This window comes from Lachnoanaerobaculum sanguinis (assembly GCF_033242365.1).
In the GTDB taxonomy this organism is placed as follows: Bacteria; Bacillota; Clostridia; order Lachnospirales; family Lachnospiraceae; genus Lachnoanaerobaculum; species Lachnoanaerobaculum sanguinis.
The window spans coordinates 219,075-243,122 of the sequence record NZ_BTHK01000001.1; the positions used below are offsets into that span (position 1 = coordinate 219,075).

At 34.2% G+C, this 24,048-nt stretch carries 32 protein-coding genes, 3 tRNA genes, 1 rRNA gene and 3 pseudogenes; 2 read left to right on the forward strand and 37 right to left on the reverse strand.

Annotated features, from left to right (window positions below; genetic code table 11):
- Nucleotides 1-19: 19 nt before the first annotated feature.
- The 9 genes and pseudogenes from SBH76_RS01100 to SBH76_RS01140 form a co-directional block, all read right to left on the reverse strand.
- The gene (locus SBH76_RS01100) at nucleotides 20-484 is read right to left on the reverse strand and encodes a hypothetical protein (protein WP_317976468.1); all 465 of its coding nucleotides are present in this window, start codon (nucleotides 482-484) and stop codon (nucleotides 20-22) included.
- Nucleotides 485-517: 33 nt separating this feature from the next.
- Nucleotides 518-844, reverse strand: a pseudogene (locus SBH76_RS01105) (RNA 2'-phosphotransferase); the annotation flags it as partial.
- Between the two features lie 110 nt (nucleotides 845-954).
- Nucleotides 955-1,446 (reverse strand): hypothetical protein, encoded by a 492-nt coding sequence (locus tag SBH76_RS01110; protein WP_317976469.1) that lies wholly within the window; start codon nucleotides 1,444-1,446, stop codon nucleotides 955-957.
- Between the two features lie 24 nt (nucleotides 1,447-1,470).
- The gene (locus SBH76_RS01115) at nucleotides 1,471-1,947 is read right to left on the reverse strand and encodes a hypothetical protein (protein WP_317976470.1); all 477 of its coding nucleotides are present in this window, start codon (nucleotides 1,945-1,947) and stop codon (nucleotides 1,471-1,473) included.
- A gap of 65 nt (nucleotides 1,948-2,012) precedes the next feature.
- Nucleotides 2,013-2,480, reverse strand: coding sequence for a hypothetical protein (locus tag SBH76_RS01120; RefSeq protein ID WP_317976471.1), 468 nt, complete (start codon nucleotides 2,478-2,480; stop codon nucleotides 2,013-2,015).
- A 41-nt stretch (nucleotides 2,481-2,521) separates the two neighbouring features.
- Nucleotides 2,522-2,986, reverse strand: a complete 465-nt coding sequence (locus SBH76_RS01125) for a hypothetical protein (protein ID WP_317976472.1) — start codon at nucleotides 2,984-2,986, stop codon at nucleotides 2,522-2,524.
- Nucleotides 2,987-3,216: 230 nt separating this feature from the next.
- Nucleotides 3,217-3,615: pseudogene (locus SBH76_RS13790) on the reverse strand (hypothetical protein); the annotation flags it as partial.
- Between the two features lie 45 nt (nucleotides 3,616-3,660).
- Nucleotides 3,661-4,704, reverse strand: a complete 1,044-nt coding sequence (locus tag SBH76_RS01135; protein WP_317976501.1) for an ORF6N domain-containing protein — start codon at nucleotides 4,702-4,704, stop codon at nucleotides 3,661-3,663.
- The gene (locus tag SBH76_RS01140; protein ID WP_158609907.1) at nucleotides 4,697-4,840 is read right to left on the reverse strand and encodes a hypothetical protein; all 144 of its coding nucleotides are present in this window, start codon (nucleotides 4,838-4,840) and stop codon (nucleotides 4,697-4,699) included. The genes SBH76_RS01135 and SBH76_RS01140 overlap by 8 nt, the downstream gene beginning before the upstream one ends.
- Nucleotides 4,841-4,934: 94 nt before the next feature.
- Here SBH76_RS01140 and SBH76_RS01145 point away from each other — a divergent pair, with 94 nt between their 5' ends.
- Complete coding sequence (locus SBH76_RS01145; protein ID WP_060930492.1) at nucleotides 4,935-5,234, forward strand: transposase; 300 nt, start codon at nucleotides 4,935-4,937, stop codon at nucleotides 5,232-5,234.
- Nucleotides 5,235-5,311: 77 nt separating this feature from the next.
- A pseudogene (locus tag SBH76_RS13795) lies at nucleotides 5,312-5,545 on the forward strand (IS3 family transposase); the annotation flags it as partial.
- An 83-nt stretch (nucleotides 5,546-5,628) separates the two neighbouring features.
- On the opposite strand, the gene SBH76_RS01155 reads toward SBH76_RS13795, so the two are convergent.
- The 28 genes from SBH76_RS01155 to SBH76_RS01290 form a co-directional block, all read right to left on the reverse strand.
- Complete coding sequence (locus SBH76_RS01155; protein WP_156431765.1) at nucleotides 5,629-5,976, reverse strand: hypothetical protein; 348 nt, start codon at nucleotides 5,974-5,976, stop codon at nucleotides 5,629-5,631.
- Nucleotides 5,977-6,035: 59 nt separating this feature from the next.
- Nucleotides 6,036-6,458: a hypothetical protein gene (locus SBH76_RS01160; RefSeq protein ID WP_317976473.1), complete on the reverse strand. Its 423-nt coding sequence runs from the start codon at nucleotides 6,456-6,458 to the stop codon at nucleotides 6,036-6,038.
- Between the two features lie 121 nt (nucleotides 6,459-6,579).
- Nucleotides 6,580-6,813: an Imm74 family immunity protein gene (locus SBH76_RS01165; protein WP_317976474.1), complete on the reverse strand. Its 234-nt coding sequence runs from the start codon at nucleotides 6,811-6,813 to the stop codon at nucleotides 6,580-6,582.
- A 2-nt stretch (nucleotides 6,814-6,815) separates the two neighbouring features.
- Nucleotides 6,816-7,049, reverse strand: coding sequence for a hypothetical protein (locus SBH76_RS01170; protein WP_060930491.1), 234 nt, complete (start codon nucleotides 7,047-7,049; stop codon nucleotides 6,816-6,818).
- A 110-nt stretch (nucleotides 7,050-7,159) separates the two neighbouring features.
- The gene (locus SBH76_RS01175) at nucleotides 7,160-7,627 is read right to left on the reverse strand and encodes a hypothetical protein (RefSeq protein WP_317976475.1); all 468 of its coding nucleotides are present in this window, start codon (nucleotides 7,625-7,627) and stop codon (nucleotides 7,160-7,162) included.
- Nucleotides 7,628-7,669: 42 nt separating this feature from the next.
- Nucleotides 7,670-8,134 (reverse strand): hypothetical protein, encoded by a 465-nt coding sequence (locus tag SBH76_RS01180; protein WP_317976476.1) that lies wholly within the window; start codon nucleotides 8,132-8,134, stop codon nucleotides 7,670-7,672.
- A gap of 230 nt (nucleotides 8,135-8,364) precedes the next feature.
- The gene (locus SBH76_RS01185) at nucleotides 8,365-8,856 is read right to left on the reverse strand and encodes a hypothetical protein (RefSeq protein ID WP_317976477.1); all 492 of its coding nucleotides are present in this window, start codon (nucleotides 8,854-8,856) and stop codon (nucleotides 8,365-8,367) included.
- Nucleotides 8,857-8,889: 33 nt separating this feature from the next.
- Complete coding sequence (locus tag SBH76_RS01190) at nucleotides 8,890-9,363, reverse strand: hypothetical protein (RefSeq protein WP_317976478.1); 474 nt, start codon at nucleotides 9,361-9,363, stop codon at nucleotides 8,890-8,892.
- Between the two features lie 17 nt (nucleotides 9,364-9,380).
- Nucleotides 9,381-9,845 (reverse strand): hypothetical protein, encoded by a 465-nt coding sequence (locus SBH76_RS01195; RefSeq protein WP_208100715.1) that lies wholly within the window; start codon nucleotides 9,843-9,845, stop codon nucleotides 9,381-9,383.
- Between the two features lie 37 nt (nucleotides 9,846-9,882).
- The gene (locus SBH76_RS01200; protein ID WP_317976479.1) at nucleotides 9,883-10,368 is read right to left on the reverse strand and encodes a hypothetical protein; all 486 of its coding nucleotides are present in this window, start codon (nucleotides 10,366-10,368) and stop codon (nucleotides 9,883-9,885) included.
- Nucleotides 10,369-10,389: 21 nt separating this feature from the next.
- On the reverse strand, nucleotides 10,390-10,872 hold the full coding sequence (locus SBH76_RS01205; RefSeq protein WP_317976480.1) for a hypothetical protein: 483 nt from the start codon (nucleotides 10,870-10,872) through the stop codon (nucleotides 10,390-10,392).
- 65 nt (nucleotides 10,873-10,937) lie between these two features.
- Nucleotides 10,938-11,405 (reverse strand): hypothetical protein, encoded by a 468-nt coding sequence (locus tag SBH76_RS01210; protein ID WP_317976481.1) that lies wholly within the window; start codon nucleotides 11,403-11,405, stop codon nucleotides 10,938-10,940.
- Between the two features lie 41 nt (nucleotides 11,406-11,446).
- Nucleotides 11,447-11,911 (reverse strand): hypothetical protein, encoded by a 465-nt coding sequence (locus tag SBH76_RS01215; RefSeq protein ID WP_317976482.1) that lies wholly within the window; start codon nucleotides 11,909-11,911, stop codon nucleotides 11,447-11,449.
- A 226-nt stretch (nucleotides 11,912-12,137) separates the two neighbouring features.
- Nucleotides 12,138-12,620, reverse strand: a complete 483-nt coding sequence (locus SBH76_RS01220) for a hypothetical protein (RefSeq protein WP_317976483.1) — start codon at nucleotides 12,618-12,620, stop codon at nucleotides 12,138-12,140.
- Between the two features lie 192 nt (nucleotides 12,621-12,812).
- Complete coding sequence (locus SBH76_RS01225) at nucleotides 12,813-13,352, reverse strand: RNA 2'-phosphotransferase (RefSeq protein ID WP_317976484.1); 540 nt, start codon at nucleotides 13,350-13,352, stop codon at nucleotides 12,813-12,815.
- 130 nt (nucleotides 13,353-13,482) lie between these two features.
- Nucleotides 13,483-13,968, reverse strand: a complete 486-nt coding sequence (locus SBH76_RS01230) for a hypothetical protein (RefSeq protein ID WP_317976485.1) — start codon at nucleotides 13,966-13,968, stop codon at nucleotides 13,483-13,485.
- 432 nt (nucleotides 13,969-14,400) lie between these two features.
- Nucleotides 14,401-14,763 (reverse strand): SMI1/KNR4 family protein, encoded by a 363-nt coding sequence (locus tag SBH76_RS01235; RefSeq protein ID WP_317976486.1) that lies wholly within the window; start codon nucleotides 14,761-14,763, stop codon nucleotides 14,401-14,403.
- A gap of 82 nt (nucleotides 14,764-14,845) precedes the next feature.
- Entirely contained in the window at nucleotides 14,846-15,730 is an 885-nt protein-coding gene (locus SBH76_RS01240; protein WP_317976487.1) for a YitT family protein, read from the reverse strand.
- Nucleotides 15,731-15,748: 18 nt separating this feature from the next.
- Nucleotides 15,749-16,699: an ABC transporter ATP-binding protein gene (locus SBH76_RS01245; protein ID WP_317976488.1), complete on the reverse strand. Its 951-nt coding sequence runs from the start codon at nucleotides 16,697-16,699 to the stop codon at nucleotides 15,749-15,751.
- Nucleotides 16,662-17,669, reverse strand: a complete 1,008-nt coding sequence (locus SBH76_RS01250) for an ABC transporter ATP-binding protein (RefSeq protein ID WP_317976489.1) — start codon at nucleotides 17,667-17,669, stop codon at nucleotides 16,662-16,664. Before SBH76_RS01250 ends, SBH76_RS01245 begins: the two co-directional genes overlap by 38 nt.
- Before the next feature lies 1 nt (nucleotide 17,670).
- The gene (locus SBH76_RS01255) at nucleotides 17,671-18,567 is read right to left on the reverse strand and encodes an ABC transporter permease (protein WP_034243365.1); all 897 of its coding nucleotides are present in this window, start codon (nucleotides 18,565-18,567) and stop codon (nucleotides 17,671-17,673) included.
- Between the two features lie 26 nt (nucleotides 18,568-18,593).
- Nucleotides 18,594-19,517 carry an ABC transporter permease gene (locus SBH76_RS01260; RefSeq protein ID WP_007592534.1) on the reverse strand — a complete coding sequence of 308 codons (924 nt, stop codon included), beginning with the start codon at nucleotides 19,515-19,517 and terminating at the stop codon, nucleotides 18,594-18,596.
- A gap of 83 nt (nucleotides 19,518-19,600) precedes the next feature.
- Nucleotides 19,601-21,229, reverse strand: a complete 1,629-nt coding sequence (locus tag SBH76_RS01265) for an ABC transporter substrate-binding protein (RefSeq protein ID WP_317976490.1) — start codon at nucleotides 21,227-21,229, stop codon at nucleotides 19,601-19,603.
- Between the two features lie 127 nt (nucleotides 21,230-21,356).
- Complete coding sequence (locus SBH76_RS01270; RefSeq protein WP_317976491.1) at nucleotides 21,357-23,402, reverse strand: C40 family peptidase; 2,046 nt, start codon at nucleotides 23,400-23,402, stop codon at nucleotides 21,357-21,359.
- A 176-nt stretch (nucleotides 23,403-23,578) separates the two neighbouring features.
- Nucleotides 23,579-23,662: transfer RNA gene (locus tag SBH76_RS01275), tRNA-Leu, on the reverse strand.
- Between the two features lie 22 nt (nucleotides 23,663-23,684).
- Nucleotides 23,685-23,755 (reverse strand) — tRNA-Cys (locus SBH76_RS01280).
- A gap of 21 nt (nucleotides 23,756-23,776) precedes the next feature.
- Nucleotides 23,777-23,849, reverse strand: a tRNA-Asn gene (locus tag SBH76_RS01285).
- Between the two features lie 114 nt (nucleotides 23,850-23,963).
- Nucleotides 23,964-24,048: ribosomal RNA gene (locus SBH76_RS01290) — 23S ribosomal RNA — on the reverse strand; the annotation flags it as partial.

The window sequence follows — 24,048 nt, forward strand, 5'->3', positions numbered from 1 at the left end:
TAACTCATTTAAATCTTTTTTACAAAGTATCCGGACTGTAATATATCCAATTTGAGTCTTTATTACAGTATACTTTTTCAATGTCTTCTTTTGTATAAACATATCCTGACTTGTTCAATAAAATATCCTCAGGAAAGAGTTTAAAATATCTATATAAAAACTCCGATATTATCAATTCTCTTCCTTTAATGTCATCAAAGTAAATATATGCATAATAATGGCAGTTTTCTCTTGGATAAAAAAACTTAAAACTCCCTTCTATATCTATCTCCACCAGGAACATACTTAAGTACATATTGTAGACTCTTTTTCTTGTATTACTTTCATCATCCTCTTCAAGTATACTTGCAGACAAACTGTAATAATCATTTGAGTCAATAATTGAACAATGTGTATATCCTATTGACATTAAAATGTTTATGACTTTTTCCATGTCTTCTTTATTAGCTGTTACTTTTTTCCTTAATATACCTGCACTCCACATTATTTAAAAACTCCTTTATCTCCTCAAATCTTATCAATATAATTCTTTTATATAACACGTTGGTATTTTATCTGCCAGCCATACTTTTTCATTTCCGTGATAGAATACCACTCCGTCCTCATATGCTCTCTTAGAATCAATTTCCAATATACAGGGGCTGTCATCACGCCTACGCCCTACTTTTTTTGCTTTATCTATATCAGTTGACAGATGCACGTATTGTCTACTCATAGGTAAAAGCCCGTTCTTTTTTATGCTCTCAATAAATCTCCTTGCAGTACCATGATATAATTTATCAGGCGGAATCTTCTTTTCCTTTACTATATGCATCGGTACGGAATGCCCGTACATAGCTCTTATATCTCGCCTATCGCTTCTCTAAACCAATCTATAAGTTTATCAACTTTTTTAGTAAAAAAGAGCTGTTAAGATATAAAACAGCTCCTCTTAAAAAACATCAATAGTATAATTTAGAATGTTTTAGGATCCTCATACATCCAAGTTTCATTCCATGGTAACTTCGCATATAACTTATCTATATCATCCTTTGTATAAAAGTGCATTTCCATAAATACATCTTCCGGAAACAATTTAAAATATCTATGCAAAAATTCCAGTAATAATCTGCCTCTACCTGAAATATCTTCAAAGTAAATAAAAGCAGGTACTTTTTCTCCCATGCTTGGAATATATTTGCCATACTTCATTTCCACATTAGGATAGAAGTAAATTATAATATGATCATTATCATCCAACGAATCCCATTGATAATCGTCATCATCCCATCTTCTTCTCCAATGATCATTAGTAAAGCTAATACTAAAACATTCGCCTTTACTTAATTTTTCTTTATCTATGCCACTTGAATAAAACTTCATCTTGGTAAATATATCAATTATTATATCCAAGTCTTTTTCTGTTACATATTTACCTTTTCTAAACAACGATGCTGATGCTCCCATATCTTAATGTACTCCCTGATTTTTTTAATGTTTACTTTTCTCTTTATATGTATCAGGACCTTTGTAAATCCACCCTACATCAGGCTCAGGCATATTATATATTGCGTCAATATTATGTTTCCTGAATGTATAACCATTATCAACATAGAATGCGGTATTTGGATATTCTTCCATATATCTGTGTACTATTTCCAATATGATAAGTTCTTTTCCAATCATATCCGGAAAACGAAAGAAGGTCTCAAGCCCCTGTTTCCTTGACTTTCTTATGAAAATCTCTTTTATATCTACATAAGAATAAATCTGAATCAATGGTGCAGGATCCTTTTTATCAAAAAAATCATACTCACTGTCTTCTTTAGACAGTATAATATCATAATCTCTTTTACCTATCATCAATCTTCTATTGTAGTTCATAGCATCAAGTATTTTCCACATGCTGACACCGATAGATGTTTTTCTGCCCTCAGATTTTTGTAATATTCTTCCCTCACATATCATATATAATTCTCCCTTTTATACTGCTGCCACAAAAATAGTCCTGTTAAGCATATAACTTATCTACATTATCCTTTTATATACGTATCCGGGCTTTTATAAATCCACTCCGCATCCGGTTCAGGCATTTTATATATTGCATCAATATGATGTTTTCTGAATGTATAACCGTTATCAACATAGAATGCGGTATTTGGGTATTCTTCCATATATCTGTGTACTATTTCCAATATGATAAGTTCTTTTCCAATCATATCCGGAAAGCGAAAAAAGGTAACAAGCTCATTTTTTCTTGATTTTCTTGTGAAAACCTCCTTTATATCTACATAAGCAATAATTTGAATCATTGGTGCGGGATCTTCTTCATCAAAAAATTCATATTCATTATCTTCCTTAGACAATATAAGATCACAATCTCTTTTACCTATCATCACTCTTCTATGATAGTTCATAGCATCAAGTATTTTCCACATCCTGCACTCAAGAGTTATACTTCTGCCCTCAAATTTTTCTAATATTCTTCCCTCACATATCATATATACATCCCCTTCTTATACTGCTGCCACAAGAGATCTTTTTACAAAGCATCCGGACTGTTATATATCCAATTTGAGTCTTTATTACAGTATGCTTTTTCAATGTCTTCTTTTGTATAAACATATCCTGACTCATTTAAGAAAATATCCTCAGGAAAGAGTTTAAAATATCTATATAAAAACTCCGATATTTTCAATTCTCTTCCTTTAATGTCATCAAAGTAAATATATGCATAATAATAGCAATTTTCTCTTGGATAAAAAAACTTATACACCCCTTCTCTATCTCTCTCCACCAGGAACATACTTAAATGCATATTATAAACTCTTTTTCTTATATTACTTTCATCATCCTCTTCAAGTATACTTGCAGACAAACTGTAAAAATCATTTGAGTCATAAATCGAACAATGTGTATATCCTATTGACATTAAAATGTTTATGACTTTTTCCATGTCTTCTTTATTAGCTGTTACTTTTTTCCTTAATATACCTGTATCTAACATTATTTAAAAAACTCCTTTAGCTCCTCAAATCTATTTATCAATTTAATTTCCTTACATAGCAAGGCGTTATTTTGTCTGCCGGCCATACTTTTTCATTTCCATGTATTCCCCTTCTTCTATCACCTCGTCTATAGCTTCTCTAAACCAATCTATAAGTTTATCAACTTTTTAGTAAAGAAGAGCTGCTAGATATAAAACAGCTCCTCTTAAAAAAATATCAATAGTATAATTTAGAATGTTTTAGGGTCTTCATACGCCCATAATTCATTCCATGGTAGTTTTGCATATAACTTATCTATATCATCCTTCGTATAAAGGTACTCCTCCATAAAAACATCCTCAGGAAAAAGCTTAAAATATCTACGAAAAAATTCCAACAAAAGTCTTTCTCTACCTGATATATCCTCAAAAATAATATAACTTGGCACTGTTTCTCCCATACTTGGAATATAGTATTCATGTGATTCTTTTGGCTTCGGATAAAAATAAATTATAATATTATCATTATAATCAAACGAATCCCATTGATAATCGTCATCATCCCATTTTCTTTTCCAATGATCATTAATAAAACTAATACTAAAACTTTCGCCTGTACTTAATTTATCTTTTTCTTTACTGCCCTTGTGTCAAGTATTGGATACATTTTATTAAATTTCCAATCTGCTTCACTTCTATCTTAACTTCAACACCGGATTTTTCAATAGGTTATTGATAAGGTCTGTATAAATCATCTGATCGACCACTTCCGTTATGCTTGTGATTCTTTGCCCTGCATCTTTGGAAGATGCTCCACAATGATAGATTCTCTGATGTTCGGTATTCCAGTCGATAATAATGTATCTGTCATGAAACTCTCCACCGGATTTTTGGAATGTTATCTTTCTAAACGGATACTCCTTACAAAAATCCTGATATTCAAGGGTATGAAGTCCTTTGCCGATGTTATCACTGAATATAATGACCTTTACCGATGAAGGGACATCTTTTAACAAGACCAAGGTTTTCACTCCGATGTAGTTATCGACGATATAAATACTCTTTTTCGCTATGCTGTAAATGTCCTTATAAGCAAGATTCGCTTCGACCGGCTGTCCATTCAAAAGTAAAAATCCATATTTGAGCTGTGGATTGCTAAGGTCGAGAATCAAATCAGACAGCTCAGATTTATGCACCACGTTATTTAAGGTGTCCATCACTTCTGCTACCTGATCTTCCACATCTCTTAAATCTCGTCTTAAATCCTGCATTTCCACGACATTACTTGTGATCTGCATCGAAAGCTGTAAAAACTCTCTTTTCCCAATCAACCCTTGATTTTCTACGATGTAGTCTTTCATCTTCTTAAAGGTACTAATCAGAGCTTTACTCTGCTTGACCGCAAGCTCTCCTTTGAGAACTGTCATCAGCATATAGATTCCCTGCTCGGTAAAAGCATGAGGATTGTACTTAATATTACTACCTCTTCCTGCACTCTTATTCAAGGTCACATTTTGTGACCTTGAAAGTTCAGATACTTCCTCGTCAGTTAATCGGAACATAAAATCTTCATCAAATTTTTCAATATTCCTTTTTACTTGCTGATTAAAAGCTTTTGTTTCATACCCATAAATCTCTGCCAGTTCAAAATCAAGCATAACTTTCTGTCCCCTAATAATATAAATCTTTTTTACAAGGGATTCATGATTTACAAGCATCATCTCGTCTTTTTTATCCATCTTTTTCATCACCTTCCTCAAATCTCCAAACAATCTCAACCGTATTCTTATCATAAACATAGATTTTGTCTATGACTTCGTTTATCCAATCTAAAACAAGTCCTCCTTTTGCTACCTCTTCTCTTAGCTTATCCACATTCAGATGATGTTGGTGTTAGAATATATTTAGTACAAAACAAAATGAGATATTTCCTTATTTGTTATATAATAAACCTTAGGAGGAACTCATTATGTCAAGTAAAAGAAACCATCACTCAAAACAGTTTAAGCTGGATGCTATCAACTATCGAAATGAACATCCGGATCTTACTCAAGTTGAATGTGCCAAGAATCTTGGCATTGGTGTTAGTACACTTGCCAAATGGGAAAGTCAATTTCGTAATAATGATGGTGACATTCCCGTTCGTGGCTCAGGTAACTATCAATCTGATGATGCAAAAGAAATAGCTCTCCTCAAACGTGAGCTACGTGATGCTCAGGATGCTCTTGATGTACTAAAAAAAGCCATAAGCATTCTGGGGAAAAGTTAACTATTGCTATCTATACAGAGGTTTCTGCAAAGGTAGAGGCAGCTAAAGTAAATGGGCACCGTGTCTCTACTTCCGGAATGCTTAAATTTTTGGGTGTGTCTCGATCCGGATATCGTTCTTTTCTTAATAGAAAAATATCTTCTGCTATTCAGAGGAAGGAAGCTATTAAGAAGAATATCCGGCTTATTTATGATGCTTCAAAACAAAACTATGGTGCTCCTAAAATAACCAAAGAACTTCGTAAGTCAGGTGAAACTATTACTGAGCGCACTGTAGGCAAATATATGCGTGAAATGGGTATTAAAGCCCAATGGATTAAGCCTTTTACTACCACTACCAGAGACTCTGATTTCAGTACTGAACTTACAAACATACTTGATAAACAATTACTCTTCTACTCAAAATATTTATCTACCAATTTTTGTAGTTTCCCTTCTTTAGCCGCAGGGATGGTATCTTCTAGAACAAAGTTCTTTCTACTAATATCTCGAGAAAGATTTCCAAAGATAAAATTAGTGGAAATATTATAGATAAATGGTGAAGGCACAAATCCACAAACTTGATTTTCTAGGATACGTTTTAAACGTTCTTCAAAATTTGGAAATGTATTTTTCAGACATTTGCTATTATATAATCGCTTAACGAGTTCTGCGATATAGAAGCCTGATTTCATGTACAAATCAATAAACGTCTTAGATGGATTATAAAAAAATCCTGGGTTATCTTTTTCAAAATCATCCACCATCCTCTTCACCACTCGTTTAAGAGTGAAGATCTCGTTGGTATCATTGTATATATCTGTTACTTAAGTGGTGATACATAATAATCTGGAAGTTTGCCTCTCCAGTCAATCCACATTTGCTCAGCAATTGGAATTAATCTTTCAAGCTCTTCCTTAGTAAATAACTCTGTAGTTTCAGGTAAATCAATTAATGATGTAGGACTCTCTTCTATGAATCGTTTCTCACTAGCTTTCTTTCCTTCTTCCGTCGGTGGCCAACGATCGTTCTCCGCTTTAAAATCAATTTCACGTGCCGTTCTCCTACCTAATAAATATTCGTTAAAATCAGAAGGATTAATCTCAAAGATACGACGAACTGAAGCTACTCCAAACTCACCAAAAGTGTAGTATTTTCCTTCATGTGTTCGAAAATCATATCCTTTTGGTGATTCAATCTTTTCAAAGGTATCAAACTCCTCCCAAGTTATTTTAGTTAAACTCATTTTAATTGCCTCCTAATTTTCTAATTGTAAATTCTCCCCATGGAACTTTCAAATTCTTAATTGAATCATAAGGGATATCTATTGCCACAGGTTTACTTAGAATATATAGAGTTCAACATAATTATATAAAGTTCAATCGAATAGTTTGATCGCTCTCCATTTTTTTAGCCATGTTAATAATATTGTCTATTTCTCTTGGAGTTATCGGAAGATTTTCATGAGGGGGTTCCCAATGTGTCATACTATCTTTATAAACAACAAATTTTTTATTAATCAACAATTCTCCTTGTGCTTTTAAGAGGAAACCATTCTCTAAATCAAAAGTAATTGTTGATCTTGTTCCTGTAATTTTCATTTCTACCTCTCGAATATAATTTTTTCTACCCCTGTTTTAGGATCTATTGTTGTAATCTTAGTAACATTTGGATTGGCCTTCAATCTTGGTAATTCGATATTTTCCCAAATATTTCCTGGTCTTAGTTCGCTACCAACTACAGCTCTTATTTCACCAGATACTTGCTCTGCGTAAACATTCGAAGCTTCCTCCCAAGCTGTTACACTTGAAGGAGCATTAAAATCCCATTCAGGCATTACAATATTCGTATCATCAATCGTAGATTCTAATGTAACTCCTCCTTTATTTTTTGCTATTTTTTCGCAACATCCATTCCTCCAATACTATCTGTTTGTCCTGACCAGAATCATCCTTTTTTATACATATCCGGGCTTTTATAAATCCACCCTACATCAGGCTCAAGCATATTATATATTGCGTCAATATGATGTTTTCTGAATGTGTAACCGTTATCAACATAGAATGCGCTATTTGGGTATTCTTCCATATATCTGTGTACTATCTCCAATATGGTAAGTTCTATTCCAATCATATCCGGAAAGCGAAAGAAGGTAACAAGCTCATTTTTTCTTGATTTTCTTGTGAAAACCTCCTTTATATCTACATAAGCATAAATTTGAATCATTGGTGCATGATCTTCTTCATCAAAAAAATCGTATTCATTATCTTCCTTAGACAATATAAGATCACAATCTCTTTTACCTATCATCACTCTTCTATGATAGTTCATAGCATCAAGTATTTTCCACATCCTGCACTCAAGAGTTATACTTCTGCCCTCAAATTTTTCTAATATTCTTCCCTCACATATCATATATACATCCCCTTCTTATACTGCTGTCACAAGAGAGCTTTTTTACAAAGCATCCGGACTGTAATATATCCAATTTGAGTCTTTATTACAGTATACTTTTTCAATGTCTTCTTTTCTATAAACATATCCTGACTCATTTAAGAAAATATCCTCAGTAAAGAGTTTAAAATATCTATATAAAAACTCCGATATTATCAATTCTCTTCCTTTAATGTCATCAAAGTGAATATATGCATAATAATAGCAATTTTCTCTTGGATAAAAAAACTTATACACCCCTTCTCTATCTCTCTCCACCAGGAACATACTTACATCCGGATAATAAACTCTTTTTTTCATATTACTTTCATCATCATCTTCAAGTATACTTGCAGACAACCAGTAAAGATCATTTGAATCATGAATCGAACAATGTGTATATCCCATTGACATTAAAATGTTTATAACTTTTTCCATGTCTTTTTTATCAGCTCTTATTCTTTTTCTTAATATACCTGCACGCCACATTATTAAAAATCTCCTTTATCTCCTCAAATCTATTTATCAATTTAATTCCCTTACATAGCAATGCGTTATTTTGTCTGCCGGCCAGACTTTTTCATTTCCATGTATTCCCCTTCTTCTATCATTCTCGTCTATAGCTTCTCTAAACCAATCTATAGGTTTATCAACTTTTTAGTAAAGAAGAGCTGTTAGATATAAAACAGCTCCTCTTAAAAAAATATCAATAGTATAATTTAGAATGTTTTAGGGTCTTCATACGCCCATAATTCATTCCATGGTAGTTTTGCATATAACTTATCTATATCATCCTTTGTATAAAAGTACTCCTCCATAAATACATCCTCAGGAAAAAGCTTAAAATATCTACGAAAAAATTCCAACAAAAGTCTTTCTCTACCTGATATATCCTCGAAAATAATATAACTTGGCACTGTTTCTCCCATACTTGGAATATAATATTCATGTGATTCCTTCGGCTTTGGATAAAAATAAATTATAATGTTATCATTATCATCCAGTGAATCCCATTGATACTCGTCATCATCCCACTTTCTGCTCCAATGATCATTGATAAAGCTGATACTGAAACTTTCGCCTGTACTTAATTTTTCTTTATCTTTGCCACCTGCATAAAACTTCATCTTTGTAAATATATCAATTATTATATCCAAGTCTTTTTCTGTTGGATATTCACCTTTTCTAAATAACGATGCTGGCACCCCCATTATCTTAGTATCCTCCCTAAATTAATATTTTTATTATTTACTTTTCTCTTTATATGTATCAGGATCTTTGTAAATCCATTCTGAATCCGGTTCTTTTAAATTATAAATTCTATCTATATCTTGCTTTGTAAAATAAAGTCCATTATCTACATAAAATATAGCATCGCTATACTTTTCCATATATTTATGTAATATTTCAAGTATAACTAACTCTCTGCCAATTATATCTGTAAATCTGAAAAAAGTTTCAAGTTCTGCACTCTCTGCTTTTTCAGTCGGAATCTCTTTACATTCTTTGTATGCATATACATTTAATAAAGATGAAGTATCATTCTTATTAAAAAAAAATTTATCATTTCCTTTCTTTATATATATCAGATCTGTAGTTTCCTTTTTAAGAACTATATATTTAATATATCCAAGTTCTCTCAATATATCTACAAATTTATACGCAATAAATCTTTTCTCTATACAGCTTTTATTTAATATCCTACCCTCATATATCATTATCTGCTCCCTCTAACTTAAAAACTATCCGGACTAATATATAACCAATTAGGATCATAAGTTTTTGAATATATTTTATCTATGTATTTTTTAGTATAAAAAAACTTATCACAGTCCCAAAATATATCATCCGGATAAAGTTCAAAATATCTATGTAAAAATTCCAATATTATTATTTCTATAGAGCTAACATTTTCAAAAAATAAATAAGAGTAATATTTTTTACAAGTTTTGGGACAATAAAACATTTCCTTATCATTCTCTATTAAATCGATATAAATAATTGTACTCTTTTTAAAGTTCTCTGAATTAACCAACTCATCATCAGTAATCGGCATAGCTATTGTTAATATATAAACATCTGTTTCATCCTGTATACTAAATCTTGCATAACCTAACGACACAAAAATATTTATTATCTCTTCTATTCTTATATAATCAGGGTGAATTTCACTTCTTAAAAGTCTCATTGATGTTGCCATCACTTTAATATCTCCTCAAGTTCTTCAAAAATATTTGTTAAAATGTAGCGGGATCCTCATACATCCAAGTCTCATTCCATGGTACCTTCACATATAACTTATCTATATCATCCTTTGTATAAAAGTGCATTTCCATAAATACATCTTCCGGAAACAATTTAAAATATCTATGCAAAAATTCCAGTAATAATCTGCCTCTACCTGAAATATCTTCAAAGTAAATAAAAGCAGGTACTTTTTCTCCCATGCTTGGAATATATTTGCCATACTTCATTTCCATATTAGGAAAGAAGTAAATTCTAATATGGTCATTATCATCTAAAGAATCAAGTTCGTCCTCATCCCACTTTCTTACCAACTCATCATTAAAAAAACTCACAGTTGTATGTACTCTTTCACCTGAACTAATATTCAACTTATTACTTGAATAAAATACCATTTCAGTAAATATATCAATTATTATATCCAAGTCTTTTTCTGTTACATATTCACCTTTCCTAAACATCCATCCTGATGCTCCCATTACCTTAATATCCTCCCTAAATTATTTTTTAGTATTTACTCTTCTTTTGTATTTATTAGGATTTTTGTAAATCCACCCTGCATCAGGCTCAGGCATATTATATATTGCATCAATATTATGTTTCCTGAATGTATAACCGTTATCAACATAGAATGCGGTATTTGGATATTCCTCCATATATCTGTGTACTATTTCCAATATGATAAGTTCTTTTCCAATCATATCCGGAAAACGAAAGAAGGTCTCAAGCCCCTGTTTCCTTGACTTTCTTATGAAAATCTCTTTTATATCTACATAAGAATAAATCTGAATCATTGGTGCAGGATCTTTTTTATCAAAAAAATCATATTCACTGTCTTCTTTAGACAGTATAATATCATAATCTCTTTTACCTATCATCAATCTTCTATTGTAGTTCATAGCATCAAGTATTTTCCACATGCTGACACCGATAGATGTTTTTCTGCCCTCAGATTTTTGTAATATTCTTCCCTCACATATCATATATAATTCTCCCTTTTATACTGCTGCCACAAAAATAGTCCTGTTAAGCATATAACTTATCTACATTATCCTTTTATATACGTATCCGGGCTTTTATAAATCCACTCCGCATCCGGTTCAGGCATATTATATATTGCATCAATATGATGTTTTCTGAATGTATAACCGTTATCAACATAGAATGCGGTATTTGGGTATTCTTCCATATATCTGTGTACTATTTCCAATATGATAAGTTCTTTTCCAATCATATCCGGAAAGCGAAAAAAGGTAACAAGCTCATTTTTTCTTGATTTTCTTGTGAAAACCTCCTTTATACCTAAATAAGCATAAATTTGAATAATTGGCGCAGGATCTTTTTCATCAAAAAAATCGTATTCATTATCTTCCTTAAACAGTATAAGACTACCATCACTTTTATCTATTGTCACTATTCTATGGTAGTTCATAGCATCAAGTATCTTTAGCATCCTGCAATCAACAGTTATACTTTTTCTCTCAAATTTTTCTAATATTCTTCCCTCACATATCATATATACATCCCCTTCTTATACTGCTGCCACAAGAGATCTTTTTACAAAGCATCCGGACTGTAATATATCCAATTTGAGTCTTTATTACAGTATGCTTTTTCAATATCTTCTTTTGTATAAAAACATCCTGACTCACTTAAGAAAATATCCTCCGGAAAGAGTTTAAAATATCTATATAAAAACTCCGATATTATCAATTCTGTTCCTTTAATGTAATCAAAGTAAATATATGCATAATAATAGCAATTTTCTCTTGGATAAAAAAACTTATAACGCCCTTCTATATCTATCTCCACCATAGACATACTTAAATGCATGTTGTAGACTCTTTTTTTTATATTACTTTCATCATCCTCTTCAAGTGTACTTGCAGACAAACTGTAATTATCATTTAAGTCATAAATCGAACAATGTGTATATCCTATTGACATTAAAATGTTTATGACCTTTTCCATGTCTTCTTTATTAGCTCTTATTCTTTTTCTTAATATACCTGCACGCCACATTATAAAAAATCTCCTTTATCTCCTCAAATCTTATCAATATAATTCCCTTATATAGCAAGGCGGTATTTTGTCTGCCGGCCATACTTTTTCATTTCTATGTATTCCCCTTCTTCTATCATCTCATCTATAGCTTCTCTAAACCAATCTACAAGTTTATCAACTTTTTTAGTAAAGAAGAGCTGTTAGATATAAAACAGCTCCTCATAAAAAATATCAATAGTATAATTTAGAATGTTTTAGGATCCTCATACGCCCATAATTCATTCCATGGCAGTTTTGCATATACCTTATCTATATCACTCTTTGTATAAAAATAATCTACCCAAAATATATCTTCAGGAAACACACTAAAGTATCTATGTAAAAATTCAAGCATCATAATTTCTCTATATGCTATATTCTCAAAAATCAAAAAACATGTTGATACCTTACCCAAAATCGGAACATAACTATTTAATGCCTCTTTTGAGTCCTCGTAAAAATATATTATTGCACTATCATTTCTAAACTCATCATATACATATTTTGGCCTATCCCACACCTCTCTCCAATGATCATTTACAAAGCTAACGCTCCATACATTACTTTCTTTATCTTTAGATTTACCACTAGCATAAAATTCCATTTCAACAAATATGTCAATTATTGCATCTAAATCTCTTTCCGTTACATATTCGTCTTTTCTAAATATAGCAGCAGAAATTCCCATTATTTTATTAACCTCACTAAACCTTCTGAGTTCTTCTTCTAAAACTTTTTTTACAGGTTTGTATTTTGTCTTATATTTTACTTTCCTAATCCTCAGCCTGCATTCTTTGACTTTGGTTGCTTAAGAAATACCTTCCTTATAGATTTTAAAATATTTATGTAAAAACTACAGTATTATTAACTCTATTACTCACTATAATTCCGTTATATAACACCAAGGTATATTGTCTGCCAACCAAACTTTTTCATTTCCATGATAGAATGCCACTCCGTCCTCATACGCTCTCTTAGAATCAATTTCCAATATACATGGACTCTTGTCACGTCTAAGCCCTACTTTTTTTGCTGTATCTATATCAGCTGACAGGTGTACATATTGTCTGCTCATAGGTAAAAGTCCGTTCTTTTTTATGCTCTCAATAAATCTCCTTGCAGTACCATGATATAATTTATCAGGCGGAGTCTTCTCTTCCTTTACTATATGCATCGGTATGGAATGCCCGTACATAGCTCTTATTTTTCCTGCATTTATTTCATGTCTTTTCTTTTCAGACTTATCAATCATAACAGCCAAATCGTTTTGAGTTATATTTCCAAACTTACCTTCTGTATTCAGCGCATTCAAAAGCTGCTCTATACTTACCCAGCCTTCTTCATCCATTTCAAGTTCATACTCCCAAGGTGCATGTCGAAGTGCGTATGAAACTTCCTTGCTTAATTCCTCATATTTCATCGTATTCCCCTTCCTCTATCATCTCATCTATAGCTTCTCTAAACCAATCTATAAGTTTATCAACTTTTTTAGTAAAGAAGAGCTGTTAAGATATAAAACAGCTCCTCTTAAAAAATATCAATAGTATAATTTAGAATGTTTTAGGATCCTCATACATCCAAGTCTCATTCCATGGTACCTTCGCATATAACTTATCTATATCATCCTTTATATAAAAGTGACTTCGCCTAAATACATCTTCCGGAAACAATTTAAAATATCTATGCAAAAATTCCAGTAATAATCTGCCTCTACCTGAAACATCTTTAAAGTTAAGATAATACGGTACTTCTTCTCCCATACTTGGAATATATTCTCCGAGCTCTATTTCCAAATTAGGAAAGAAGTAAATTATAATATGGTCATTATCATCTAATGAATCAAGTTCGTCCTCATCCCACTTTCTTACCCACTCATCATTAAAAAAACTCACACTTAAACACACGCTTTCATCTGAACTCATATCCACTTTATTACTTGAATAAAATCCCATTTCAGTAAATATATCAATTATTATATCCAAGTCTTTTTCTGTTACATATTTACCTTTTCTAAACATTGACGCTGATGCTCCCATTACCTTAATATCCTCCCTAATTCTTCTAAATCTGTAACTATTTGTAGCTCCAAGAAATCTTCCAAATCCATTTGATATTATAGGTATATTTACAGCATATACAGAATTTCCTGCTTTTGTACTCTCCCTTATAATGGTATTCCTTAGATTGTCATAGTGTATACCTATATTCGGTAATTTTATAAATCCGGCTTCTTCAAGTGCTTTAAGGTTCTTTATATTTGTATTTAGTGAATCTATTGCTCCATAAGTTGAATACAGATAAAGTGTCGGATTATTCTTTACTCTTTATTCTGTTTTTCATCCTATTCACCCATCTTTTTCTAATTTTTTATTTAATCCATTTTATACCACAGATTATACATTAGTGTCAATTACTATTGCTATTAACCTTTAACTATATTGTTTTAACAAGCTTCCTTACTTAATTCCTCATATTTCATCATACTCCCCTTCTTCTATCATCTCATCTATAGCTTCTCTAAACCAATCCCAAAAGCTTTCATAGTCCTTTCTCTGTTCCCATCCTGAACTTGCAAAATCGTGTATTTTTTGAACCCTTCCTCCTCTGTTGATATCAAAGCAAACTATATCATCATTGTCATCTCTTCTTGCAAAGGGTACCAACTTTCTGTCGGGGTATCTTTCTTGTAATCCCTTTATTCTCCACACAGCCTGTTCATAATCCATCAAATACCAAAAATCAAAATCCGTCAAACCCAAATGAACAATTTTCAAAAATTCTTTCGGATATTCAAATCCTTTATATATACTACCGGCATCTAATAATTTCATTTCTATACCTCTTTCTTAAAACAAAAAGCGACCAAATTTCTTTACTTATAAGAATTTGACCGCTTTTAAACAAATATATTTTCTAATCCGCTCTTCTTCTGTAAAATCTTCCAAGGAGCTGTTGTGTCTTTATAAGATTTATAAATGCGGCCTTATCTATTTCTTTGATTGCCTTTACCACTTTATCAGCTTCGGCACTTGATACTATTGAGTATACAAGCGTTCTCTCACAATGATTGTAATGTCCCTCTCCCTTCCATGTTGTGGCACCATGGTGACTGATTTCTGAAATTATTTCACAAACCTCATTAGGATGATCTGTAACAATGAACAATGTAATCTGTTGGTACTTTCTATACAATACATGTATAACAGTTGTTGTAACGTATTGAAAAATAATCGAATAGAGCGCTCTGTCCCAGCCGAATAAAAGTCCCGCAATCAAAAGTACTACCGCATTTCCTACAAGGATGATATTAAATGCATCCATTCCTTTTTTCTCTGATAAGAAAATAGAAATAAAGTCGGTTCCTCCTGTAGTGGCATTCATAAGAAGACAAACACTTATAGCAAGGCCGTTTATCATTCCTCCGAAAATTGTTATAAGCAATATATCCTCTGTTATCACATATCCCGGAATAATATCCACCAAAAAGCCTGCAAGCAATATAACCCAGCAGGAAAAAAGTGTAAATTTCTTTCCGATAAATCTGAAACCTATATATACAGGTATGGCATTTAATATAATATTTACCACTGTATACGGTAATTCCACATTAAAAATCATTCTTGCAGATCTGGTAATAAGCAGAGTAATACCTGTCGCACCTCCCGGGAAAAGGTCTCCGGTTCTTACAAAGGTCTTGATATTGACAGCCATCAAAACAGCCGCCAAAGTTATAACGAAAAATCTTTTTATATCATTTTTTATAATATTATTTTTATTGTTTTTTTTACTTTCTTCCATTAAACCATCTCACAAAACTTATTTTACCCTGTGACAGGCTACACTTCTGCCGTTCTTTTCGCTCAAAACAGGCTCATCCGTTCTGCAAACTTCCATGCAATACGGACATCTGGTATGAAATCTGCAGCCGCTTGGAACATCTATAGGACTTGGTATTTCACCCTTAAGCATTTCTTTTTGCCTTCCCGCATTTTCAATGCTTGGAATGGCATCAAGTAAAAGCTTTGTATACGGATGAAGAGGATTTTCAAAAATATCATCCGTATTTCCTATTTCACATATCTTTCCCAAAAACATCACACACACTCTGTCGGCAATAAAATTTACCACCGATAAATCATGTGATATAAATAAATACGATGCTTTGCTCTTCTCCTGTAAATCCTTAAGTAAGTTTAAAACCTGTGACTGTATTGATACATCCAGCGCCGATACAGGCTCGTCACATACTATAAGTTTGGGATTTAGGGCTATTGCTCTGGCAATTCCTATTCTTTGTCTTTGCCCTCCTGAAAACTGATGCGGATATCTGTTATAGTATTCTTTTCTGATACCGACATCTTCCATCAAATCAAGGACTTTTAGCTTTACATCTTTCTTTTTCATCCCCTTATTATGTGTGATAATTGGCTCTGCAATAATCTCCCCTACCGTCATTCTGGGATTTAAAGAAGCATACGGATCCTGAAAAATTATTTGAAGATTTTTCTTAATCTGCTTTAATTCTTCGCCCTTTTTTTCATAAATATTTTCATTAAGAAAGATACTCTCACCGCTGTTCGGACTTATAAGTCCTATAGCACATTTACCAAGAGTCGATTTACCGCATCCGCTCTCACCAACCAAAGCCAATGTCTCATTCTCATATATATCAAGGCTTACGTTACTTATGGCATGTACTTTTTTATTTTTCTTTGATGTAGGAAATTCCTTAACTATGTTTTTTAAACTTAATACTACATTTTTCATCTTCTATCCTTTTATGTAGGAAACATGAAACCATATGATTATCCTTTATGTACTCGTCTGCCGGTCTTGAAGAAAAACAGATGTCCTGTGCATAATCGCATCTGTCTACAAATCTGCATCCCTCCGGCAAATTTAAGATATTCGGTACATTTCCCTTTATAGTATACAATCTGTCCTGCTTTTTTCCGATAGTAGGAATAGACTTTAAAAGTCCGTTTGTATATGGATGTGCAGTCTCGTTAAAAAGTGTTTTTGTCAGAGTTGACTCCACCACTCTGCCTGCATACATTACATATACATAGTCACATATTTCGGCAACAACTCCCATATTGTGGGTAATCATTATAATTGATGTTCCGACAGATTCACACAGTTTTTTCATTAGCTTTAAAATCTGTGCTTCTATGGTAACATCCAAAGCTGTCGTAGGCTCATCGGCAATTAACAGTTTAGGTTTACATATCATTGCCATACCTATCATTACTCTCTGTCTTAGACCGCCTGAAAGCTCATGAGGGTATGAGTTGAATCTTTTTTCCGCTTCCGGAATTCCGACCTCATTAAATATTTCAATGACACGCATTTTTGCTTCTTCTTTTGAAATCTTTTCATGCAAAATAATGGCTTCCATTACCTGCTTTCCCACCTTTACCACAGGATTAAGTGATGTCATAGGCTCCTGAAAGATCATAGAAATATCCTTGCCTCTGATTTTTGCATAATCTCTTACACTCATTTTTGTAAGTTCAGTGCCGCAAAAGTCTATACTTCCTCCGACTATCTTTCCGGGATTTTTTATAAGTCCCATAATACTCATAGCGGTCATAGACTTTCCACATCCGCTTTCCCCTACTATTCCAACTATCTTACCCCTTGGTATATCTATATTTATGCCGTCAAGTGCATAGGCAAGTTTACCCTTTACTTGGAAAGCAACTTTTAAATCTCTTATAGTCAAAATATTGTCCATATTACTGCTCCTTAAGATATGGATCTAATACATCTCTTAGTCCATCACCCAAAAAATTGAATGCTAAAACTACAATCATTATAGCCATAGCCGGCGCCAGTACAAGTACAGGCTGTGTAAACAGATATTTTTTTGCACTCACGACCATAAGTCCCCAGCTTGCCGTAGGCGGCTGTGCACCGACACCGAGGAAGCTTAAAGAACTCTCCGAAAGTATGGCTGAAGGTATACTTAAGGTAAATAATACCACCAATGTAGGTATACAGTTTGGCAATATATGTCTGAAAATAATTGTAGCATTACTTACACCCATACTTTTTGCCGCCTCAACATATTCTTTCTTTGAAAGTGACAATGTTTCCGAACGTATTACTCTGGATGTGGATGCCCAGTTTACCAAAGACAGTGCTATAAATATATTTATAAGTCCTCCGCCCATGGTATACATTACAACCATCGCAAGTAAAAGTGAAGGGAATGCCAGCATTATATCTGCAAGCCTCATTATAGCAAAATCAATCTTTCCGCCAAAGTAACCTGCGATAAGTCCCAGTATTGTGCCTATTGTCATTGAAATAAATGTCGGTAAAAGTCCTATGGTCAGTGAAATTCTTGCTCCGTAAATAACTCTGGTCAATGTATCTCTTCCGAGTTCATCTGTACCCAGAGGATGTGCAAATGAAGGTGCCAAAAGTCTGTCCTTTAAACTCTGTGCATTCGGTCCGTATGCGCATATCACATTTGCGAATATGGCGCAAAATATAATTATAAAAATAACTATAAGAGAAAAGAATGCCAGCTTGTTTTGTTTAATTACAGTATTCAGCTTTTCAATAAGGCTCTCTTCCATTAGAATTTCCTTGTCAACAACCGACTTTTTATCAATATTTTTACTCATATTATTGTTTTTCTTCACCACTCTTTCTATATCTCCTTTCTAATTCTCGGATCTAGAATAGAGTACAATGAATCCGCTATCAAATTTCCTAATATAACCAGTATTGTAGTAAATATAACCGTTCCCTGTAAAAGCGGCATATCTCTGGTCTCTATTGCATTTACCGCAAGTCTGCCTATCCCCGGTATACCGAAAATATTCTCTGTAATAACCGCACCCGAAAGCATGGAAGATATCTGCAGTGCCATCATTGTAACTACAGGAAGCATGGCATTTTTTAAAGCATGTGATTTCATAACCGCAAATTCCAAAAGTCCCTTGGCTCTTGCAGTTCTGATATAGTCCTCCTGCATTACTTCCAAAATATTCGATCTTGTCATTCTTGCAATACTTCCTGCGGAATTCCATCCAAGTACTATAGAAGGTAATACCATTGATGCCGCTGTCTCATATCCCGATACGGGAAATATTTTCAGCTTATAGGCAAAAAGATACTGCAATACAAGTGCTATCATAAATACAGGCATGGATACACCAAGAAGTGCAGTGCCCATAAACAGCCTGTCTAAAATATTATTTTTATTTACTGCCGCAAATATTCCGCTTACAATGCCGACTATCCATGAAACTATTGCGGCACATACTGCAAGTCTTACCGTATTCGGGAATGCATCCAGTATTATACCTGTTACATTTCTGTTCAGTCTGTAGCTTGTCCCGAAATCTCCTCTTACAGCATGTGAAATATATGTAAAGAATTGCATATACAGAGGTTTATCAAGTCCCATCTCTTTACTTATCTTATCTATTACAACCTGGTTTACATGTTCACCAAGCATTGTGGTTACAGGGTCTCCCGGTACTACTCTTAACATTATAAATATTATCAAAACCACGCCAATCAAAACAGGTATGGAAATCAAAATTCTTTTTAATATATTTTTAAACAAAACTGCCTCCAAAAAGCTCCGATATAAAAAAATGGAGCGATATCTCGCTCCATTATACCAATTATCTATTTTAAGTGCTATAGCTATTTTTTTGAAAAGCCTACAAATCTCATATCTGAAATTCCGGCCCAGTTAGGCTCGAATCCCTCGATATTCTTGCTTACACCATAATAGTGCTCTTTTGAGAACATAGGTAACCATGCAAAATCTTCTGTAACAATTTTCTTTTCAAGATCATTATACTCAGATAATCTCTCTTCAGAATTTACTATTGTTCTTGCCGCACTTACTCTGTCCATTACAGCCTTGTCAGGATAATTAAGTGACCTTTGCTTTGTATTATTCTCATTTCCGAAGAATGTATAAATAAAGTTGTCGGGATCGTTATAATCAGCAGTCCATGTTGACATAAATGAACCGAGTGTACCGTCTTTTCTTGTTGCAAGCCATGTAGACTCGTCATAATTCTTTATCTCCGCATTTATACCGACTTCACTTAGCTGTGATGATATTACTTCAAGTATAGTCTTTGTAGTATCTGATGATGATGAATCAACTGAAATCTCCATATCAAATCCGTTCGAATAACCTGCCTCAGCAAGTAAAGCTTTTGCTCCGTCCGGATCATACTTAAGCTCAGGTAATGTAGAATTATATCCTATAAGTCCTCTTGGGAAAATACCGTTTTCAATTGTTGCCACACCGCCAAGTAATGAATCAATGATTTCCTGACGATTGATTGCCATAGAAATTGCTTTTCTTACATTTACATTGTTTAAAGGCTCAATATTCTCATTGAATGTAAAGTATGTAATACCTACTCTTGGAGTATGGTAAAGTACATCAGGCATCTCCTTCTTATATGTATCAATATAGTCAAGCATGTAATCAAAATCAAGTATATCAAGCTCACCGTTCTTGAACATCATATTTCTTGTTTCTGAGTCAGGTATAACTCTTATAAGAACACCGGGAAGTGATACATCTCCACCCCAATATGTGTCATTCTTTGTAAGTACAATAGAATCATTCACTGTCCACTCCGCCATCTTGAAAGCGCCTGTTCCAACAGTCACTGAAGGGTCGATACCGAACTTGTCGCCTGCAGCCTCTGTAGTCTCCTTATCAAGCATACATACAGGTGATGATGACAGACATGCCAAAAATCCTGAATAAGGCTCAGATAAAGTGATCTCTACAGTATAATCGTCCACAGCTTTTACACCTGTAAGTTCTTTACTGCTTCCGTCCATAACTTTATCCGCACCTTCAATCTGGCTTACAAAGTCACCGTTTACAGCGCCTGTAACTCCCAGAATTCTTGTGAGTGAATACACTACGTCATCAGCTTTAAAATCGGCACCGTTTGAATATTTTACACCTTCCTGTAAATGCAAAGTGTAAATTTTTCCGTCCTCAGATATGTCCCAACTCTTTGCCAATGAAGGTACGAGTTCACTTGAACCGTCGCTCTTTATCTTTGCTTCCACCAATCTGTCAAAGATATTTAAAGGTACCATATAATCCTTTGATGTCTTATGCGGATCTGCAGTCTGAATATCCGCATTAATTGATGTTACAAGAAATCCTTTAGTATCAATATTTGTTGTTGCTTTGCTCTCCTGTGTAGAGCCTGTTTCCGTTTTCTTAGAAACGCATGCACTAAGAGTTAATGCTAAAACAGCTCCTAACAATATAATTCTTTTTTTCATTTTCCTCTCCCGTTTCTTATTACTACATGACATTATAATACTTTTTATAATCAATGCCAAATAATTTTTATATCCGATATATAAAAAAGTCGGGCAAATAATCGCAACCCAACTTTTTTTATAAAATCTATCTCAGGAATGTAACCGCTTTTATAGGGGTTCTGTAATCACTTCTTCCTATTGTAATTCCAAGATTCTTATTTGCAGCATGAACTATCTTTCCGTCGCCCATATATATACCTACATGGCTTATCTCTCCGCCACTTCCGTAAAAGAGCAAATCTCCCGGCTGAACTTCCGATACACTTATTTCTCTTCCGTTATTAGCCTGCTGTCTTGTATTTCTTCCGGTACTGATTCCGAATTTTTCATAAACTCTCATAACAAATCCTGAGCAGTCTGCACCGTTTGTCAATGATGTACCACCGTAAACATACGGATTTCCCACATACTGCTTAGCATAAGCAACTATTGCCGACCTTGAAGCCTTTTCCTTGGCTGCCGCTTTTGTGCTTTCAGTAGTAGCTGCTGTGGTTGCCTTTGATTTGCTTACGCCCGGTCCACCGTTCTCACCTGTTACGACTGAACTTTCTTTCTGAACCTTCTTTGCCTTGGTCTCAGTTTCCTTAGGCTTTTCGGTATTTCCACCCGGTCCGTATCCTGCCGCTGTTGTGGCTTGTGTGCTGATTTCAACCTTAGATTCCGCAGGCTTAGTCTGTGGCTGCTCGGCTACAGTTGTGGCCTCCGTCTGCTTTGTTGTATCTTCTACAGCGCTGATTGTTTCAGGTGCCTGTACGGCATCTATCTTTTCCTGAACTGTTTCAGTTTGCTTGGTTGTTTCAGGAATCTTTGTTTCCTCAGGCTCTTTAACAGTTTCTATGGTGACTTTAGACGATTCCGTTTCTTTTTTAGTGTCCTCTATAGCCTTTATAGTTTCCGAAACTTTCTTCTCCTCGGAATTCTTTGTGGCTTCAACCGTATCGACATTTGTTTCCGCCTTAGTTGACTGCTTTGTGGCATCTTCCGTAAGCTTTGATGTAGGTTTCAGTGTTGTTTCAGGCTGTTTTGTCGTCTCCTTCGGAGTCTCCGATTTTTCTTCATTAGCCTTTGATGTTCCTTTTATTGTATCCGGAACATTGATATTCACCTCTTTGCTTGCAGGTGTTTCTCTTTTTTCGGCTGCAGGTGACTTTATAGTCTTAGGCTCTGTGCCTGTTTTTTCTGAAGTTGTCTTCTCGGTTGTCTCCGTAGACTTCTTTGTCTCTTTGGCTTTTGTAGTATCTTCAACTACCGTATCTTTCTTTGCCGCTATAGTTTTATCACCGTCTGCATCTACCAGATTTTGATAAATATCCATAGCCTCTTTGGCTTCTGTTTCAAGCTTAGCCTTTTCGAGAGCCTCTATAGTACTCTCTTCCGTGGTCTTAGCTGTTTTATAAGATATATCCGTCTTTATAAAGTCCTTATAAACATATCCTGTGAGATCGTCATCTACCTGAACCTTTACAAAGTTGTTATCCTGTCCTACGACTACAAACTTCTCTCCGCCTCCAAGCATAGTGAGTGTATTTGAAGTTATATTAGGTGTTGTTCTCAATCTTACATTATCTATGTCTACAACGGTTGCATATGTGACGATTGCATCTTTCGCCATTTTTTTGGCTTTTTCTCCTGTAGCCACTTCTGAAGCCTTTACATAACCTTCAACACTTCCGGAGTTTATTTTTAACCACTCTCCGCTTTCATTCACCTCGGTTCCTACAACAGTCGCAACTGAACTGTAAGATATACTTCCTACAGCTTCACCGGTCTCTTTGGCACTTGAATGAACAACCGTGTCTTTTTTTCGATTGGCTACAACGATATCATCTTTTATGATATCCTCTTTGAGTTTGTCTTGTATTGACGGCGCTTCGTATTTCACCGTATCATTTACAAGTTTTGTTCGTGCATCGTCAGCTCCCGTTATCTCTATAGTATTGGTAGTCGCTTCTTTTAATGACTCACCAAGAGCCGTCTGTGGAGATATAGAGCTTGCCTTATAATTGTTTAAGGCTACGGCCATACCGGAGACTGCGTTACTTGTCTCCAAATCCATATCTGCATAGGCGTTGAAACTACATAATGAAACAAGGGTTAGAGCGGATGCCAATGTTAGAATTTTCCTTTTCATGAGCACTCCTTGCTTTATTTTAGAGTACTTAAATTATACCAAAATTTGTAAGATTGAACAATTACTTTACGCCTGTTTACTTATTACAATATTTTAAACTTTTGATTACGGTTAGCGTTATAAATTCATTTAAAAAGTGTTACACAAAAAAAGAACAACCTAAGTTGTTCTTTAAGTGCGGGAAAAGGGACTTGAACCCTCACGTCTATACAGACACAAGATCCTTAGTCTTGCCTGTCTGCCAATTCCAGCATTCCCGCATAGGATTAGATTTTCTAATCAAGGCGACAACCAGATTTGAACTGGTGATCAGGGTGTTGCAGACCCACGCCTTACCGCTTGGCTATGTCGCCGTGTCTAGTTGCCTAAACAAGCGCCCCGAACAGGGCTCGAACCTGTGACACTGCGGTTAACAGCCGCATGCTCTACCTACTGAGCTATCAGGGCAAATACTCGTGTATTATATCAGATAATCACTGATTATGCAAGTATTTTTTTGAAGAAATGTATCTTCAAAACTGCCTACCAAATTCCGAGCTATTATAAATTTTTTCCTATCTTTTGGTTAAACCCTCGACCTATTAGTAACCATCAACTCAATACATTACTGTACTTACATCTTGGCCCTATCTACCTCGTAGTCTTC

Bases quoted from the DNA above. Each gene is read 5' to 3' on its own strand.
- SBH76_RS01265 (WP_317976490.1), bottom strand. From the start codon at position 21,229: ATGAAAAAAAGAATTATATTGTTAGGAGCTGTTTTAGCATTAACTCTT.
- SBH76_RS01245 (WP_317976488.1), bottom strand. From the start codon at position 16,699: ATGAAAAATGTAGTATTAAGTTTAAAAAACATAGTTAAGGAATTTCCT.
- SBH76_RS01270 (WP_317976491.1), bottom strand. From the start codon at position 23,402: ATGAAAAGGAAAATTCTAACATTGGCATCCGCTCTAACCCTTGTTTCA.
- SBH76_RS01200 (WP_317976479.1), bottom strand. From the start codon at position 10,368: ATGGGAGCATCAGGATGGATGTTTAGGAAAGGTGAATATGTAACAGAA.
- SBH76_RS01215 (WP_317976482.1), bottom strand. From the start codon at position 11,911: ATGTGGCGTGCAGGTATATTAAGAAAAAGAATAAGAGCTAATAAAGAA.
- SBH76_RS01240 (WP_317976487.1), bottom strand. From the start codon at position 15,730: ATGGAAGAAAGTAAAAAAAACAATAAAAATAATATTATAAAAAATGAT.
- SBH76_RS01190 (WP_317976478.1), bottom strand. From the start codon at position 9,363: ATGATATATGAGGGTAGGATATTAAATAAAAGCTGTATAGAGAAAAGA.
- SBH76_RS01210 (WP_317976481.1), bottom strand. From the start codon at position 11,405: ATGATATGTGAGGGAAGAATATTAGAAAAATTTGAGAGAAAAAGTATA.
- SBH76_RS01110 (WP_317976469.1), bottom strand. From the start codon at position 1,446: ATGGGAGCATCAGCATCGTTGTTTAGAAAAGGTAAATATGTAACAGAA.
- SBH76_RS01125 (WP_317976472.1), bottom strand. From the start codon at position 2,986: ATGTTAGATACAGGTATATTAAGGAAAAAAGTAACAGCTAATAAAGAA.
- SBH76_RS01170 (WP_060930491.1), bottom strand. From the start codon at position 7,049: ATGCCTGAATGGGATTTTAATGCTCCTTCAAGTGTAACAGCTTGGGAG.
- SBH76_RS01160 (WP_317976473.1), bottom strand. From the start codon at position 6,458: ATGAGTTTAACTAAAATAACTTGGGAGGAGTTTGATACCTTTGAAAAG.
- SBH76_RS01230 (WP_317976485.1), bottom strand. From the start codon at position 13,968: ATGGGAGCATCAGCGTCAATGTTTAGAAAAGGTAAATATGTAACAGAA.
- SBH76_RS01145 (WP_060930492.1), top strand. From the start codon at position 4,935: ATGTCAAGTAAAAGAAACCATCACTCAAAACAGTTTAAGCTGGATGCT.
- SBH76_RS01255 (WP_034243365.1), bottom strand. From the start codon at position 18,567: ATGAGTAAAAATATTGATAAAAAGTCGGTTGTTGACAAGGAAATTCTA.
- SBH76_RS01205 (WP_317976480.1), bottom strand. From the start codon at position 10,872: ATGATATGTGAGGGAAGAATATTACAAAAATCTGAGGGCAGAAAAACA.
- SBH76_RS01225 (WP_317976484.1), bottom strand. From the start codon at position 13,352: ATGAAATATGAGGAATTAAGCAAGGAAGTTTCATACGCACTTCGACAT.
- SBH76_RS01180 (WP_317976476.1), bottom strand. From the start codon at position 8,134: ATGTGGCGTGCAGGTATATTAAGAAAAAGAATAAGAGCTGATAAAAAA.
- SBH76_RS01235 (WP_317976486.1), bottom strand. From the start codon at position 14,763: ATGAAATTATTAGATGCCGGTAGTATATATAAAGGATTTGAATATCCG.
- SBH76_RS01185 (WP_317976477.1), bottom strand. From the start codon at position 8,856: ATGGGGGTGCCAGCATCGTTATTTAGAAAAGGTGAATATCCAACAGAA.
- SBH76_RS01120 (WP_317976471.1), bottom strand. From the start codon at position 2,480: ATGATATGTGAGGGAAGAATATTAGAAAAATTTGAGGGCAGAAGTATA.
- SBH76_RS01175 (WP_317976475.1), bottom strand. From the start codon at position 7,627: ATGATATGTGAGGGAAGAATATTAGAAAAATTTGAGGGCAGAAGTATA.
- SBH76_RS01165 (WP_317976474.1), bottom strand. From the start codon at position 6,813: ATGAAAATTACAGGAACAAGATCAACAATTACTTTTGATTTAGAGAAT.
- SBH76_RS01100 (WP_317976468.1), bottom strand. From the start codon at position 484: ATGTGGAGTGCAGGTATATTAAGGAAAAAAGTAACAGCTAATAAAGAA.
- SBH76_RS01195 (WP_208100715.1), bottom strand. From the start codon at position 9,845: ATGGCAACATCAATGAGACTTTTAAGAAGTGAAATTCACCCTGATTAT.
- SBH76_RS01135 (WP_317976501.1), bottom strand. From the start codon at position 4,704: ATGGATAAAAAAGACGAGATGATGCTTGTAAATCATGAATCCCTTGTA.
- SBH76_RS01220 (WP_317976483.1), bottom strand. From the start codon at position 12,620: ATGGGAATTTCTGCTGCTATATTTAGAAAAGACGAATATGTAACGGAA.
- SBH76_RS01250 (WP_317976489.1), bottom strand. From the start codon at position 17,669: ATGGACAATATTTTGACTATAAGAGATTTAAAAGTTGCTTTCCAAGTA.
- SBH76_RS01115 (WP_317976470.1), bottom strand. From the start codon at position 1,947: ATGATATGTGAGGGAAGAATATTACAAAAATCTGAGGGCAGAAAAACA.